Origin of the sequence: Paraburkholderia tropica (genome assembly GCF_914484835.1) — a bacterium.
Classification (GTDB): domain Bacteria; phylum Pseudomonadota; class Gammaproteobacteria; order Burkholderiales; family Burkholderiaceae; genus Paraburkholderia; species Paraburkholderia tropica_A.
This window is the reverse complement of record NZ_CAJZAR010000079.1, coordinates 250061-262838: the sequence shown is the minus strand read 5'-3', so window position 1 is coordinate 262838 and position 12778 is coordinate 250061. Positions and strand designations below refer to the sequence as shown.

At 62.2% G+C, this 12778-nt stretch carries 11 protein-coding genes; 4 read left to right on the top strand and 7 right to left on the bottom strand.

Annotated features, from left to right (window positions below):
• Positions 1-41: 41 nt before the first annotated feature.
• From ttdB to LDO54_RS30635, 5 genes are all read right to left on the bottom strand, one after another.
• On the bottom strand, positions 42-650 hold the full coding sequence (gene ttdB, locus LDO54_RS30655; RefSeq protein WP_027818402.1) for a L(+)-tartrate dehydratase subunit beta: 609 nt from the start codon (positions 648-650) through the stop codon (positions 42-44).
• A complete protein-coding gene (gene ttdA, locus LDO54_RS30650) occupies positions 647-1507 on the bottom strand; it encodes a L(+)-tartrate dehydratase subunit alpha (protein WP_065057448.1) in 861 nt (286 codons plus the stop codon). Before ttdA ends, ttdB begins: the two co-directional genes overlap by 4 nt.
• A 305-nt stretch (positions 1508-1812) precedes the next feature.
• A complete protein-coding gene (locus LDO54_RS30645; protein ID WP_224015084.1) occupies positions 1813-4095 on the bottom strand; it encodes a xanthine dehydrogenase family protein molybdopterin-binding subunit in 2283 nt (760 codons plus the stop codon).
• Complete coding sequence (locus LDO54_RS30640; RefSeq protein ID WP_224015082.1) at positions 4096-4569, bottom strand: (2Fe-2S)-binding protein; 474 nt, start codon at positions 4567-4569, stop codon at positions 4096-4098. It abuts the gene before it with no gap.
• Positions 4566-5765 (bottom strand): cytochrome c, encoded by a 1200-nt coding sequence (locus LDO54_RS30635; protein WP_224015233.1) that lies wholly within the window; start codon positions 5763-5765, stop codon positions 4566-4568. Before LDO54_RS30635 ends, LDO54_RS30640 begins: the two co-directional genes overlap by 4 nt.
• Positions 5766-6093: 328 nt before the next feature.
• Here LDO54_RS30635 and LDO54_RS39100 point away from each other — a divergent pair, with 328 nt between their 5' ends.
• Both LDO54_RS39100 and LDO54_RS30625 read left to right on the top strand, forming a co-directional pair.
• Positions 6094-6369 (top strand): helix-turn-helix transcriptional regulator, encoded by a 276-nt coding sequence (locus tag LDO54_RS39100; protein ID WP_356792108.1) that lies wholly within the window; start codon positions 6094-6096, stop codon positions 6367-6369.
• A gap of 759 nt (positions 6370-7128) precedes the next feature.
• Positions 7129-7902, top strand: coding sequence for an alpha/beta hydrolase (locus LDO54_RS30625; protein ID WP_224015078.1), 774 nt, complete (start codon positions 7129-7131; stop codon positions 7900-7902).
• Between the two features lie 91 nt (positions 7903-7993).
• On the opposite strand, the gene LDO54_RS30620 is transcribed toward LDO54_RS30625, so the two are convergent.
• Positions 7994-9310 carry an MFS transporter gene (locus tag LDO54_RS30620; RefSeq protein WP_224015076.1) on the bottom strand — a complete coding sequence of 439 codons (1317 nt, stop codon included), beginning with the start codon at positions 9308-9310 and terminating at the stop codon, positions 7994-7996.
• Between the two features lie 255 nt (positions 9311-9565).
• Between LDO54_RS30620 and LDO54_RS30615 the strand changes: the two genes are divergently transcribed.
• Positions 9566-10486, top strand: a complete 921-nt coding sequence (locus tag LDO54_RS30615) for a LysR family transcriptional regulator (RefSeq protein ID WP_065057441.1) — start codon at positions 9566-9568, stop codon at positions 10484-10486.
• Between the two features lie 109 nt (positions 10487-10595).
• On the opposite strand, the gene LDO54_RS30610 is transcribed toward LDO54_RS30615, so the two are convergent.
• Positions 10596-11117: a GlcG/HbpS family heme-binding protein gene (locus tag LDO54_RS30610; RefSeq protein ID WP_224015074.1), complete on the bottom strand. Its 522-nt coding sequence runs from the start codon at positions 11115-11117 to the stop codon at positions 10596-10598.
• Positions 11118-11730: 613 nt separating this feature from the next.
• Here LDO54_RS30610 and LDO54_RS30605 point away from each other — a divergent pair.
• Positions 11731-12774 (top strand): porin, encoded by a 1044-nt coding sequence (locus tag LDO54_RS30605; RefSeq protein ID WP_224015073.1) that lies wholly within the window; start codon positions 11731-11733, stop codon positions 12772-12774.
• Positions 12775-12778 lie beyond the last annotated feature (4 nt).

Sequence of the window (12778 nt, the reverse complement as noted above, 5' to 3'; positions counted from 1 at the left end):
GAATACGGCTCGCGCCGCGCGGTCTTTCACAGCGCTATCGCTTACTTGATAAAGCTGAGTTCCTTGCTGATGCGATCGAGAATGGGCTTCTTCTTCTCGTTGAACACCGTCTTGTTCTGCTGAATCAGATTATTGCCCTTCGTGTCGATCGAAATGATCAGGGGTCCGAATTCTCTAACACGATTGATCCACAGCGTTTCGGGCATGCCGAGATCCTGCCATTCCGCGCCTTCGATTTCCTCGACGAGCGTCGCCGCGAGCACCGCGCAGCCGCCGGGGAAAATCGCGTGCACGGCCTTGTGTTCCTGGCAGCCCGCCGCTGTTTCCGGCCCCATGCCGCCTTTGCCGACGATCAGCTTCACACCGGTCTGCTCGATGAACTCGCGCTCGAACTTCTCCATGCGCATGCTCGTCGTCGGGCCGATGGAGACCATTTCAAAGCTGCCGTCGTCTTTCTTGCGCACGATGGGGCCCGCGTGAAAGATCGCGCCGCCTTCGAGATTCACGGGCAATTCGCGGCCCTGTTCGATCAGGCGGCGATGCGCGACGTCGCGGCAGGTGACGAGCCGTCCGGTCAGATAGACGACGTCGCCGACATTGAGATCCTCGAGATCTTCGGACTTGATGGGAGTCGTAAGGACCTTCTTCACAGCACCACCCCTTCGTGGGAAAGAATTTCGTAGGACAGGTCCGCGTTGATGCGGATCTTGCCGCGCCGGTGCGCCCAGCAACCCGTGTTGATCGCCACGCCGATCGTCGACGGATGACGCGCCGACGATTCGATATTCACGCCCATCACGCTGTTGTTGCCCGTGAGACCTTGCGGGCCGATGCCGACTTCGTTCAGCCCTTGTTCGAGCAATTGTTCCATCAGCGCCGCGCGCGGATTGTCACTCTTCGAATCGACGGGGCGCAGGATCGCGAGCTTCGACAGACGCGCCGCCGTTTCGACCGAGGTCGACACGCCCACGCCCACGAGCAGCGGCGGGCACGCGTTCACGCCGCGTTCGGTGATCACGTCCATGACGAATTCGGCCACGCCTTCGTAACCCTGGCCCGGCATCAGCACCTTCGCTGCGCCCGGCAGCGTGCAGCCGCCGCCCGCCATATAGACATCGATCGTGCAGCTATCCTTTTCCGGCACGATGCGCCAGTCGAGCCAGGGAATCTGCGTGCCGGTATTCGTGCCGGTGTTCTTTTCGTCGAACGTTTCGACCGCGTTGTGACGCAGCGGCCCGAGTTTCGTCGCGCCTTCGGTCGCGCCGCGCAGAATTTCCTCGAGTTCGCCGAGCAACGGAAAATGCGCGCCGGCTTCCACGAAATATTGAATGACGCCCGTGTCCTGGCAGCTCGGACGATTGAGTTTGTCGGCGGCTTCCTGATTGCCGTGCATGGAGTCGTAAACCGACTTCGCGAGCGGATTCGTCTCCATCGTGCGAAGTTCGGACAGTTTGGCTTTCACGTCTTTCGGCAGGCGCTTGCCGATATAGGCCGTGAACTTCGCCATCGTGTCGGTCAGGGACTGGATACTCGATTCCTTGTCCACGATTTCTCCTGATACTGTGACTGTGGGGATAGGTAGGCAGATTGCCGATGCGCGTCGCGGCGTGAGAAGGCGCGAGAGGGCGGGAATCGCGAGCCGTTTTGATCGGCCTGTTCGCGTGGCCCGCGCTACGTGTCTCCGTCCGTCGGGAAGCATGGGATCTGTGCGTACTTTACCCAACTGAAAACGCTGTAACCGGGGCGGAATTCAATCCATCTTTGAATTCTGGTTAAGGATGAATTCGCCCGGTGTTCTGGCGGTAAAGCGAATTACGCGGCCAATAGCGCGAGTATCGAAGCGGGCGTGAATGGAATGGTGCGAGGACGCACGCCGATGGCGTCGTACACGGCGCTCGCGAGCGCCGGAGGAATGACCGCGCAGGTGGGTTCGCCCGCGCCGACGGGCGGCTGATCGGGACGGTCGAGCAGCATCACGTCGACCTGCGAAGGCAGCTCGGGAAATTTCAGCAGGCGGTAAGTGAGCCAGTCGACGCTCGTGACCGCCGAGCGCGAGAAGTCCACCTGTTCGAACAGCGTGCGGCTGAGCGTCTGCACGACTTCGCCTTCGACCTGATTGCGCACGCCATCGGGATTCACGACGAGACCGCAATCGTGCGCCACCGTCACCTTGCCGATCTGAATCACGCCGGTCGCGCGATTCAATTCGATTTCGACGACAGCGGCCACGTAGGCGTGATTCGGTTCATAGCGCACGCAGGCCATGCCGCGTCCGCGCACGATATCCGCGCTCTGGCGCAGCGAAAACAGCGGGCGTCGCTGCCACGCGGCACGCTGTTCGACCGCGTGCAACACGGCCTGGGCGCGTGGATCGGAGAAATGGCGCAAGCGGAATTCGAGCGGATCGGCATGCGCGGCCACGGCGAGCTCGTCCATGAACGACTCATTTGCATAGGTATGCTGAACACGTCCCGGTCCGCGCAGCCACGAAGGACGCAACGGCGTGCGCGTCGTGCGGTTGACCGCGACGCTCATGTTCGGCACGTCGTAAGGCGCGACCATGTTGAACTCCATGCCGCCCGCGTTGTTCGGCTCGTCGACCATCGCCGAGTCGCGCATGAGTTCGGCGGCGAGCAAGGGCACGTCCGCGTTGCCGGAGACGCGCCAGGGCACCCACGTCGTGTACTGCCACGCTGTGATGTTGCCCTGCGCGTCGAGCACGCCCGCCACGTCGGAGACCACGGGCGCGCCTTTCGGGTCCCAGCCGTGCTCGTCCTCGCGCATCCACTGCACGCGCACGGGCTTGCCCACGGCGCGCGAAAGCAGCGCGGCTTCGGCGGTCGCGTCCTCGTGGCCGTTGCGGCCATAGCAGCCCGCGCCTTCGACATAGATGAGGCGCACGTCGGCTTTCGGGATCTTCATCATCGCGGCGATCTGGTCGCGCGTCATATGCGGCGCCTGCGTCGACGACCAGACCGTGAGCTTGCCGCCGCGCCAGTCGCCGATCGCACACGACGGGCCGATCGAACCGTGTGTTTGCATCGGCCAGCAATAAGTCGCGCGAATCACCTTATCGGCATGCTCGATGGTGGTGGTGGCCTGGCCGCGATCGAGCAACTGCCCGCGATCGTGAACAGGCAACGCGCGCACGACGTCGAACAGTTTGCTTTGCTCCGGCAGGCCCGACCATGCCGACCACTTCACGCGCAAGGCGCGCGCGCTGCGTATCGCCGACCACTCGTCGGTGGCGATGGCCGCGAGCAGATTGCCGATGCGCACGGTGCGCAGAAAACCGGGCACCTGCTTCGCGTGCTGCTCGTCGACGTCGAGCAATTGCGCGCCATACGCAGCAGGATGGACGATGCGCGCGTGCACCATGCCGTCCACGTGAACGTCGTGCATGAACGTGAATTCGGCGAAGACTTTCGCGCGCACGTCGACGCGCTTGATCGGCTGGCCCACGACCTTATAGTGCTTCGGTGGCTTGAGCACCGCCTTCGGGTCGAGATCGAGCGCGACGGGCTGGCTCGCGAGCAGCGTGTGATACGCGATGCCTTGCGTATCGCGCGCATCGCGAAAGACCTGACCGTTGTCGAGGCGAACGTCGCCGGGCGCGATATGAAACACGCGCGCGGCGGCCGCGCGAATCGCCGCCGCCGCCGTGGCGGCCGCCTGGCGCAACTGAATGCCCGCGCCCTGAATCGACATCGAACCGTTGGTCGGCCCTTGATCGACGGTCATCGCAGTGTCGCCTTGCACGACGCGCACACGCTCGATCGGAAACTCCAGTTCTTCGACCACCATCTGCGCGAGCGCTGTGGTGTTGCCGGTGCCGAGATTGACCTTGCCCGTGTAGAGCGTGAGCGCGCCGTCGCTTTCGAGCACGAGAAATGCATCGACGCGCGCGGCGTCGAGCGTTTTCGCGCGCGCGACGGGCAAGGCGTTTTCATCGATGATTTCGTCTGGGATAGCAGGGGGCGAGCGTGTTGCATTCTGCGCGGGCGCGATACGCGCAAACGAAAAGCCGATGACGAGCGCCGCGCCCTGGCGCAGAAAATCGCGGCGCGAAAATTGAAGCGGTTCAGCGATCGACATTCACGCACCTCGTGCTTTGAGAATCGCGCGCACGATACGCATATGCGTTCCGCAGCGGCACAGATTGGATGCGAGCGCGTCCTTGATCTGCGCTTCGTCGGGATGCGGATTCGCGTTCAGCAGCGAACGCGCCGCAATCAGCATGCCGTTGATGCAGTAGCCGCACTGCACGGCCTGTTCGTCGATGAAGGCGGTTTGCAGCGGGTCGGGCGCGCTGGGCGTGCCCATGCCTTCGAGCGTCGTGATCTTGACGTGCGTGGCCGACGCCACCGGCATCACGCACGAGCGCCGCGCGCTTCCGTCGACGAGCACCGAGCAGGCGCCGCACTGACCGAGTCCGCAGCCGAAACGCGGACCCTTCAAGGACAATTGATCGCGCAGCACGTAGAGCAGCGGCGTGTCGGGCGTGGCTCGCACGCGCACGGACTGGCCGTTGACGTGCAGGGTGAATTCGTCGGGTGTCGTGGCCGTCATGGTTGCGTTCCAGTTTGCTTGCGCAGCGTGTCGACCTCATGCGCGGCGACGGCCGGCGCGTGATTGCCCCAACTGTTGCGCGTGTAGGTGAGCACGTCCGCGATATCGGCGTTGCTGAGCGCCGCGCGGTGCGCGGGCATGGGATAGGGCGCGGGCTGGCCGTCGATCGTGAGATGCGGTGTGCCGTTGAGCGTGATGTTGATAAGCGAGAGCGGGTCGTTTTCCATAACATTAGGATTCCAGACCAATGGCGCGAGCCAGGGCGCGGTGCCGCTACCGTTCGCGAGGTGACAGGCCACGCAAAAGTCGCGGTAGATTTGCGCGCCGTGAGCCATGGCGGCGGGATCGACGGCACTCGTCGTGCTGGCGTTTCGGTTCTCCGCTTTCAACGACTTCAGATAAACCGCAATCGACGCGAGATCCTGATCGGACAAATGCTGCGTGCTGTGATTGATCACCGAGGTCATCGGTCCGAATGCCGTGGCATGCGCGTTCGCGCCGGTCTTCAGGAAGGTGGCGATATCGTCCGCGCTCCATGCGCCAATGCCGGTTTGGGCGTTCGCCGTGAGATTCGACGCGAACCAGCCGTCGAGCGCCGCGCCCGAAAGGAAGGCTGCGCCGTGCTCGTCGAGCGCGAGTTCCTGGAAGGCCGCGCCGCGCGGCGTGTGGCATGCGCTGCAATGGCCGAGGCCCTGAACCAGATAGGCGCCGCGATTCCATTCGACGCTCTGCCGCGTGTCGGGTGTATAGCGGCGATCGTCGAGAAATAGCGTGTTCCAGAGCGTGAGCGGCCAGCGCATCGTGAGCGGCCACGGCATCGTGGCCGTGAGATTGGCGCGATGCACGGGCGGCACGCCGTGCATGAAATACGCGTAGAGCGCCGCGACATCGGCATCCGAGACCTTGCTGTACGAGGTATACGGCATCGCGGGATAGAGCGCGTGGCCGTCGCGCGCGACGCCTTCACGCAGCGCGCGGGCGAAATCGCGTTCCGTATATTGGCCGATACCGGTTTGCGGATCGGGCGTGATATTGGTCGAATAGATCGCGCCGATCGGCACGTTCATTTTCAGGCCGCCGGAAAAGGCCGGCGCGTTTTGCACCGAATGACACGCCGCGCAGTCGGCGGCCTGTGCGAGATAGCGGCCGCGCTCGATGAGTGTTGGCTCCGCTACGCGCGGCGCGGCGTACGCCATGCCGGCGCCGTTCAACAGCAACAGAACGACGAGAAGAAGTTTTCTCAAAGGCCATGTCCTCTTAGGGAAGTTCGCATTGCGCCTTTCTGGCCGCGACGACATGAAAACAGCCAAAGGCAAGATCGTTTCGACGCGCGATGGACAGACCGGCAAATTACCTAGATACTCTAGGTATATGTCGATGCGTCGTCAAGAGCACGTCGCGCGCGCCGTGCGGTAAAGTGACCGCATTCGCTCCGCACCTTTACTGCTATTTCTGGTGAAAACAGACAAATCGCTTTCAAGTCATATCGACTTGACCATTCTTGCCGCGCTCGACAAACACACGATGCACGGCTATGCGCTGATCACGCATCTGCGTGAGGTCAGCGAAGGCCTGTTCGATTTTCCCGAAGGCACGATTTATCCCGTGCTGCATGGCCTCGAACAGAAAGGCTTGATCGAAAGCGAGTGGGCGGTGTCCGAATCGGGCCGCAAGCGCCGCACTTATCGCATCACGGATGCCGGGCGCACGGAGCTCGCTGGAAAGGCGGCGAAATGGGCCCGTTTTTCGAGTGCGATCGACCGCTTTCTGCGGCCTGTCACGCCGTCAAAAAAAGCATGAAGCATCCCGCGGTCGAAGCCTGGCTGGATGAAATTGGCGAGGCGTTGCAATTCGACGCGCACTACGCGCGCGATGTTTGCGACGAAATGGCCGATCATCTTTATGAATGCGTCGCGTCAGGCGATGAATTCGATTCGCGGGAATCGGCGTTGAATAGTCGCGCGGCGCAAACGGCCAAAGCCGATGGCGCCGATAAAGCCGATTTAGCCGACGCAGCACTCGACAAACTGTTCGATCGATTCGGCCCGCCGCGCACACTCGCCGCGCAATTCGCGTCCACTTACGTCTTCCGCAAAATGCTGGCGTTGCTGGCCTGGGTATTCGGCGTGAGCGCGGGCGCGTATATGCTGGGTTTATTCGTCGGCGAGATGTCGTGGATCGGAGTGGGCTTGGCGTGCGTGTGCGCGCTCGCCGTGCTGCCGGTCGTGTGGCGCGCGAAGCGGACCACGACGCCCTCGCAGCAAGCGTACGCCGAACTCTGCATGCCGATGATGGCGTCGACCGCAGCGGTCCTGCTGCTCGGCGCCGCGTTGCTGGCGAGCGCCGCGTGGAAGGTCGAGCATTGCCGATCCACGCTGTGCATCGCGCTCGATGTTGCTGCCGCCGTGGTGTTGCTGTTGCGCTGGGCGATGCATCGGCGGCAAACCGCGCGCATGTGCGCGTTGTGGCGCAGCGTTTCACCGACGTAATCGGCGCGGCATGGTCCGCCGGTTTCGCTACGGCCGTTTTCGTGCAATCCACCTACCTGATCCTTCATTCATGTTCAAACGTCTCGTGATCGCGGCGTCGTTGAGCGCGAGCGCGCTGCTCACCGGGCCCGCCACCGCGCAATCGGCGCCATTCGATTCCGCGCAGGACGGCGGCGCACCCCTTCATCGCGATCTCGTGCTGCCTTATTTGCTGCAATTGCCCGATGATTCGCTCAAGGCGGCGGAGCACGCGCCGTTGATCATTCTGTTGCACGGCAGGGGCAGTAACGAAGCGGATCTGTTTTCGCTGCGCGACGCCTTGCCGAAGCAGTACGCGATCGTTTCTGCGCGTGCGCCTGGCGTGTTGGGCGACGACAGTTACGAGTGGTTCGAGAGCGTCGCGCCGAATGGGCGGCTCGACGGCGATCCCATTTCGCTGCGCCAAAGCACGGCGTCGATCGAACAATTGCGCCAGCAGTTGATCGACAAATATCACTTCGATCCGCGCCGTGTTTATCTCGTCGGCTTCAGCCAGGGCGCGATCATGTCGTACGAAGTCGCCTTGACGGACCGGAAGGCATTTCGCGGCATCGGCGTAATGAGCGGCGCGTTTTTCGATTCGCTCGCGCCGCATGTCAGTGCATCGCCGTCGCTCAAGCCATTGCGTATTTTTATTTCGCACGGCGACGCGGATACGGTGATCCCGGTCGCGTATGAACACGAGGCGGTGTCGCGATTGCAGGCGCTCGGTCTGCGACCCGAAGCGCATGTTTATCGCGGTATGTCGCATGAGATCCGTCCCGACGCATTGCGCGATCTCGTGGCGTGGCTCAACGCGCAGTGATCGCACCACACAACTAGCGACGCATGAAATGGAAAAGGTGCGCCGCATCGGGCGCACCTTTTTTCCGCTATGAATCAGCTTCAGCAAGCGATCAATGGTCGTGGCGAACTTGCGTCATGACGGCGTCGGCAGGCGTGCGCCGGCTCAGCAGCAACGTGACGACGGACGAGACCGCGAGCGTTCCTGCTACGACGTAAAGGCCCGCTGCGTAGCTGCCCGTTTCGTTCTTGAGCCAGCCGATCACGGCCGGGCCGACGAAGCCGCCGAGGTTGCCGAGCGAATTGATCATGGCGATGCCCGCTGCAGCCCCTGCGCCCGAAAGAAACATGCTCGGCATGGCCCAGAGCGGCGCTTTCGCTGCGCTGATCCCCACGTTCACGATGACGAGCGCGCCGATGACGAACATCGCCGTCGTGGCCTGGCCCGCGAAAATAAAGCCCACACAGGCGAGCACGCACGGAATGATGACGTGCCACGTGCGTTCGCCGCTACGATCCGAACTGCGTGCCCAGAAAATCATGACGAGCACGGCGACGAGGCTCGGCACGCCGTTGAGCAAGCCGGTTTCGAACGCGGTAAAACCGTATTGCCGAATGATGAGCGGCGCCCACAGACCGAGCGTATACAAACCGGCCGACGTGCCGAAATAAATCAGCGCGAGTGCGAGCACGCGAGGATCGCGCAGTGCGCTCAGCGCGCCCGCCGTGTGCCCCGCGTGGTTCTGGCGTTCGCTTGCCTCCTGATGAAGTTTCGCGATGAGCCAGGTGCGTTCGTCGTCGGCGAGCCACGTGGCCTGCTTCGGGCTGTCGGTCAGACGGCGCAGCACCACGAAGCCCAGCAATACCGCAGGTACCGCTTCGAGCACATAGAGCATTTGCCAGTCGGCGAGACCGAACACCGAAGGCAATTGCATGATCGCGCCCGAAAGCGGCGAGCCGATTGCGGTGGACAGCGGTGCAGCGGCCATGAACCACGCAGCCGCGACCGCGCGCTGGCGCGACGGAAACCACAGGCTCAAATAGAGAATGATGCCGGGGAAGAATCCTGCTTCGGCCACGCCCAAAAGAAAGCGCAGCACGTAAAAACTGGTCGGTCCGACGACGAAAGCCGAAATGCCCGACACGATGCCCCACGTAATCATGACGCGAGCAATCCAGATGCGCGCGCCGACGCGATGCAGAATCAGATTCGACGGGACTTCGCAAAGAAAATAGCCGATGAAGAACAGGCCGCCGCCCAATCCAAATGCACTCGGCGACAAACCGATGTCCTTGTTCATCGACAGCGCCGCAAAGCCGACATTAACGCGATCGAGAAAGCTGACGAAATACAGCAGCATGACGAATGGAATGATTCGCCACATGAGTTTGCGCGACACGCGCGCTTCGAGGTCGTGATGAGTCTGCATGTGTCTCCACCTTGGGGAAAGCGCCGGTTTGATTGGTCGAATGGTTGGGCGCCGTGAGTCAAATATCGGTCTCGCTAGATCATCTGTTGGACTGAATGTTGGCAAACGTCTGACGAACGCTGTGTGCAGCGGTCGTGCCGTGCGACGTGTCCGCGTCCTCAGTGATTGCTCGATGAGAGGCACTTTACCGAACCTGAAGTGCTGTAACCGGTGCTAGACTTAATCCATCATTAACCTGAATTCAAAGACCGCGCCGTGACTGAAGTGGTTTCTCCCGCCGATCTCGGCTTCTTTTCGACACTCGCGATTTGCGGCAGCCTGAGCGCGGCCGCGCGCGAATTAGGACTCACGCCCGCCGCCGTCAGCAAGCGCCTCACGCAGATGGAACAACGCGCGGGCGTCACGCTGATCAATCGCACCACGCGGCGCATGTTGCTCACGCCCGAAGGCGAGGTGTATCTGGAACACGCGCGGCGCATCCTCGATCAGGTCGAGGAATTGAGCGAGCTGCTCGGCAGTTCGCGGCGCAGCCCAACCGGGTTGCTGCGCGTGAACGCGACGCTCGGTTTTGGGCGCAGTCATATCGCGCCGGCCATTTCGCGTTTCGTCGCGCGTTATCCGCAGGTGTCGGTGCAATTGCAGTTGTCCGTCACGCCGCCGCCATTTACCGACGACAGCTTCGACGTCTGCATTCGTTTCGGCGAACCGCCCGACGCGCGCGTGATTGCGCGCCGTCTCGCGCCGAACCGCAGGCTGTTGTGCGCTTCGCCCGTGTATCTGGCCAGGCACGGCACGCCTGCGTCGCCGCACGATCTCGCGCGTCACAACTGCATCGGCATTCGTCAGGGCGATGAGGCGTATGGTGTGTGGCGGCTCACGGCGGAGCGCGGGGCCAACGCGAAAAGCGAGGCGATACGCGTGAATGGCAATCTCACGACGAACGACGGTGAGATCGCGGTGAAGTGGGCGCTCGACGGCCACGGCATTCTGATGCGCGCGGAATGGGACGTGAAGGATTACATCGCGGACGGCCGCCTCGTGGTGGTGCTGCCCGACTACCGCACGCCGGGCGCGGATATCTACGCGGTCTATGCGCAGCGGCATCAGCTATCGACGCGTGTGCGGGCCTTCGTCGATTTTCTGAGTGCGGAACTGGAGCGCGCGGGCGGCGCGTGAAGACGCCGCCACGTACGGCGATCGATCAGACGAAACGGGACGCGGTGTCGATACCGCGTCCCGTTTTTTTTCGCCTCGGCGATGCGCGGCGAAGAGAATAGCCCTTGTTTTACGGTGCGACGTGGCCCAGCGCCTGGCTCGCCTGCTCCGCGATCGGCGCATCGTTGGGCGGCACTGCCGTGCTGACGCCGATTGCGCCAATCACCTGACCGTCGAACACGATCGGCTCACCGCCGTTCATCATCGTGAGGCCTGCCGTGATGGCCGCCGGACGACCGCCATTGATCGCGGCTTCGAGCTTCTTCGTGGGCACCTTGAACAGCGCGGCCGTGCGCGCCTTGCCGGTGGCGATATCGGCGAACGCAGCGGACGCGCCGTCCATGCGTTCGAGCAGCAGCAAATGGCCGCCCGCATCCACGATGGCGACCGCACCAGGCGTGCCGCGCAGCGTGGCGTCGCTCGTCGCATCGTTGGCGATGATGCGAGCGGCGGCCAGCGTGAGGACGTGAGTCGTCGGCAATTCGGCTGCATTCGGCGATGCGGCGAGCGCGGCACTGCTGGCGAGCGAAGCGGAGAGGGCGGCGGTGAGCGAAGAGGCGACGAGCGCGATGGCCCGGAAACGAAGGGACATGAACGTACCTTGGAAGTGGGGTTGGCTTGAACAGCGGAAGGGCTGAACGCGGCGCGCGAATGGACGCAGACCCGGACACAACACGGATGCAACACCCGGGCGCAACACCCGCGATCAGCAATGAAAAACGAAAACAACGAAATGAATCCTGAAACGCGCACCGTGCCTTTCTAGCATGACGCCGCAGCAAGAGATTTTGAAATTCGAGCCACGAGATATTAACAACATAAAAGTCTGGCGCTGCAGATGAAAATAGTTTCATGTGAGATTGCCGCGATCAATCGAGTCGCGCCACGGCACGAGACGCCGATGCCACGCCGCCACACGCGTTGCGGCGAATCGTCCGCCCAGCACCGCTTTGCGCGATTACGCCGTGAATGAAGCGCGATTCATCTGCGCGCGGTGACTTCCTTCATTCATGAATGGCAGGAAAAGTTGGTTTTACTTTTCCTCAATCTACGCGAATGCGTCGTGTATAGAATCCGCCCGGCTCGGATTTTTCCCCGAACGAGCACATTCTCCGCAATCGGCGACTGCGTCACTCCGGGCGTGATCAGCAACATCGTCAACAGGAAGGCGGAGAAGGGGGCATTCATGTTGAAGGCGTTTTTCGATGAAGAAGTGGCTTGTCGTCTTGTTGTGCGGTGCCGGTCCCATGATCGCGCACGCCCAGTCGTCCGTGACGCTGTACGGTACGGTCGATGAAGGCCTGCAATATCTCACGCACTCGAGCAGCAGCGGGCACGCCGAAATTGGCCTGCAATCGGGCAATGCCATTCCTTCGCTATTCGGCATCAAGGGATCGGAGGATCTGGGCAGCGGCCGCAAAGCCTACTTCGACCTCGAAAGCGGTTATGTCGTCAATACGGGCCAGCAGGCCGATTCGAGTTCTTTCTTCAATCGTTACGCGTTCGTTGGGATCGAAGATCCCACGTGGGGATCGATTGAACTCGGCCGTGAATGGAATCTGATGTTCCAGGCGCTGCTCGATTTCGACGCGACGAGCATGGCGCAATATTCGCTGCTCTCGACGAATCTGTTTCCGGCGCAATCGGACTGGCCGAGCAATGCGGTCAAATATCGCTCGCCAGTTGTCGATGGCATGAGCGCGAGCGCCGAATATTCATTCGGGCAGCAGATTGCCGGCGATTCGCGCGCGGGCCGTTACATGGGTGTGTCGCTTTCGTACGACCGCGGCCCGCTTTCGATGCGCGCGATCTACGAAGACACGCGCGGCGAAGTCGATACCACGACGGGCATTTCCGAGGCGAATCGCGTGGAGCGACGCGCAACCGTCGCGGCCAAATATCGCTTCGACCGGCTCGCGCTGATGGGCGGCTACGCGAATATTTCCGGCGATCTCGGCTTGAGTCCGCGCGGCAATCTGTATTGGGCCGGGGCGACTTATGCGGTGTCGTCGCACACGCATCTGCTTGGCGAAGTGATTCATCACACCATGTTCGACGGTCGCGGCGAACCGACGTGGCTGATTCTCGGCGGCCAATACAACTTGTCGGCGCGCACGTTTCTTTATTCGTTCGTCGGCGTGCTCGACAACCACGGCGCGGACACCGTCAGCCTCAACGCGCTCGATTCGACGCAACCCTATGGCATGAGCCAGACGGGCGTGCAGGTCGGCATCAACCATTCCTTTTGAGCAT

What these genes read in the sequence shown, in the direction of transcription:
- LDO54_RS30605 (WP_224015073.1), top strand. Translation starts at nt 11,731, where the DNA reads ATGAAGAAGTGGCTTGTCGTCTTGTTGTGCGGTGCCGGTCCCATGATC.
- ttdA (WP_065057448.1), bottom strand. Translation starts at nt 1,507, where the DNA reads ATGGCGAAGTTCACGGCCTATATCGGCAAGCGCCTGCCGAAAGACGTG.
- LDO54_RS30635 (WP_224015233.1), bottom strand. Translation starts at nt 5,765, where the DNA reads ATGGCGTACGCCGCGCCGCGCGTAGCGGAGCCAACACTCATCGAGCGC.
- LDO54_RS30625 (WP_224015078.1), top strand. Translation starts at nt 7,129, where the DNA reads ATGTTCAAACGTCTCGTGATCGCGGCGTCGTTGAGCGCGAGCGCGCTG.
- LDO54_RS30640 (WP_224015082.1), bottom strand. Translation starts at nt 4,569, where the DNA reads ATGACGGCCACGACACCCGACGAATTCACCCTGCACGTCAACGGCCAG.
- LDO54_RS39100 (WP_356792108.1), top strand. Translation starts at nt 6,094, where the DNA reads ATGCACGGCTATGCGCTGATCACGCATCTGCGTGAGGTCAGCGAAGGC.
- LDO54_RS30620 (WP_224015076.1), bottom strand. Translation starts at nt 9,310, where the DNA reads ATGCAGACTCATCACGACCTCGAAGCGCGCGTGTCGCGCAAACTCATG.
- LDO54_RS30610 (WP_224015074.1), bottom strand. Translation starts at nt 11,117, where the DNA reads ATGTCCCTTCGTTTCCGGGCCATCGCGCTCGTCGCCTCTTCGCTCACC.
- LDO54_RS30645 (WP_224015084.1), bottom strand. Translation starts at nt 4,095, where the DNA reads ATGTCGATCGCTGAACCGCTTCAATTTTCGCGCCGCGATTTTCTGCGC.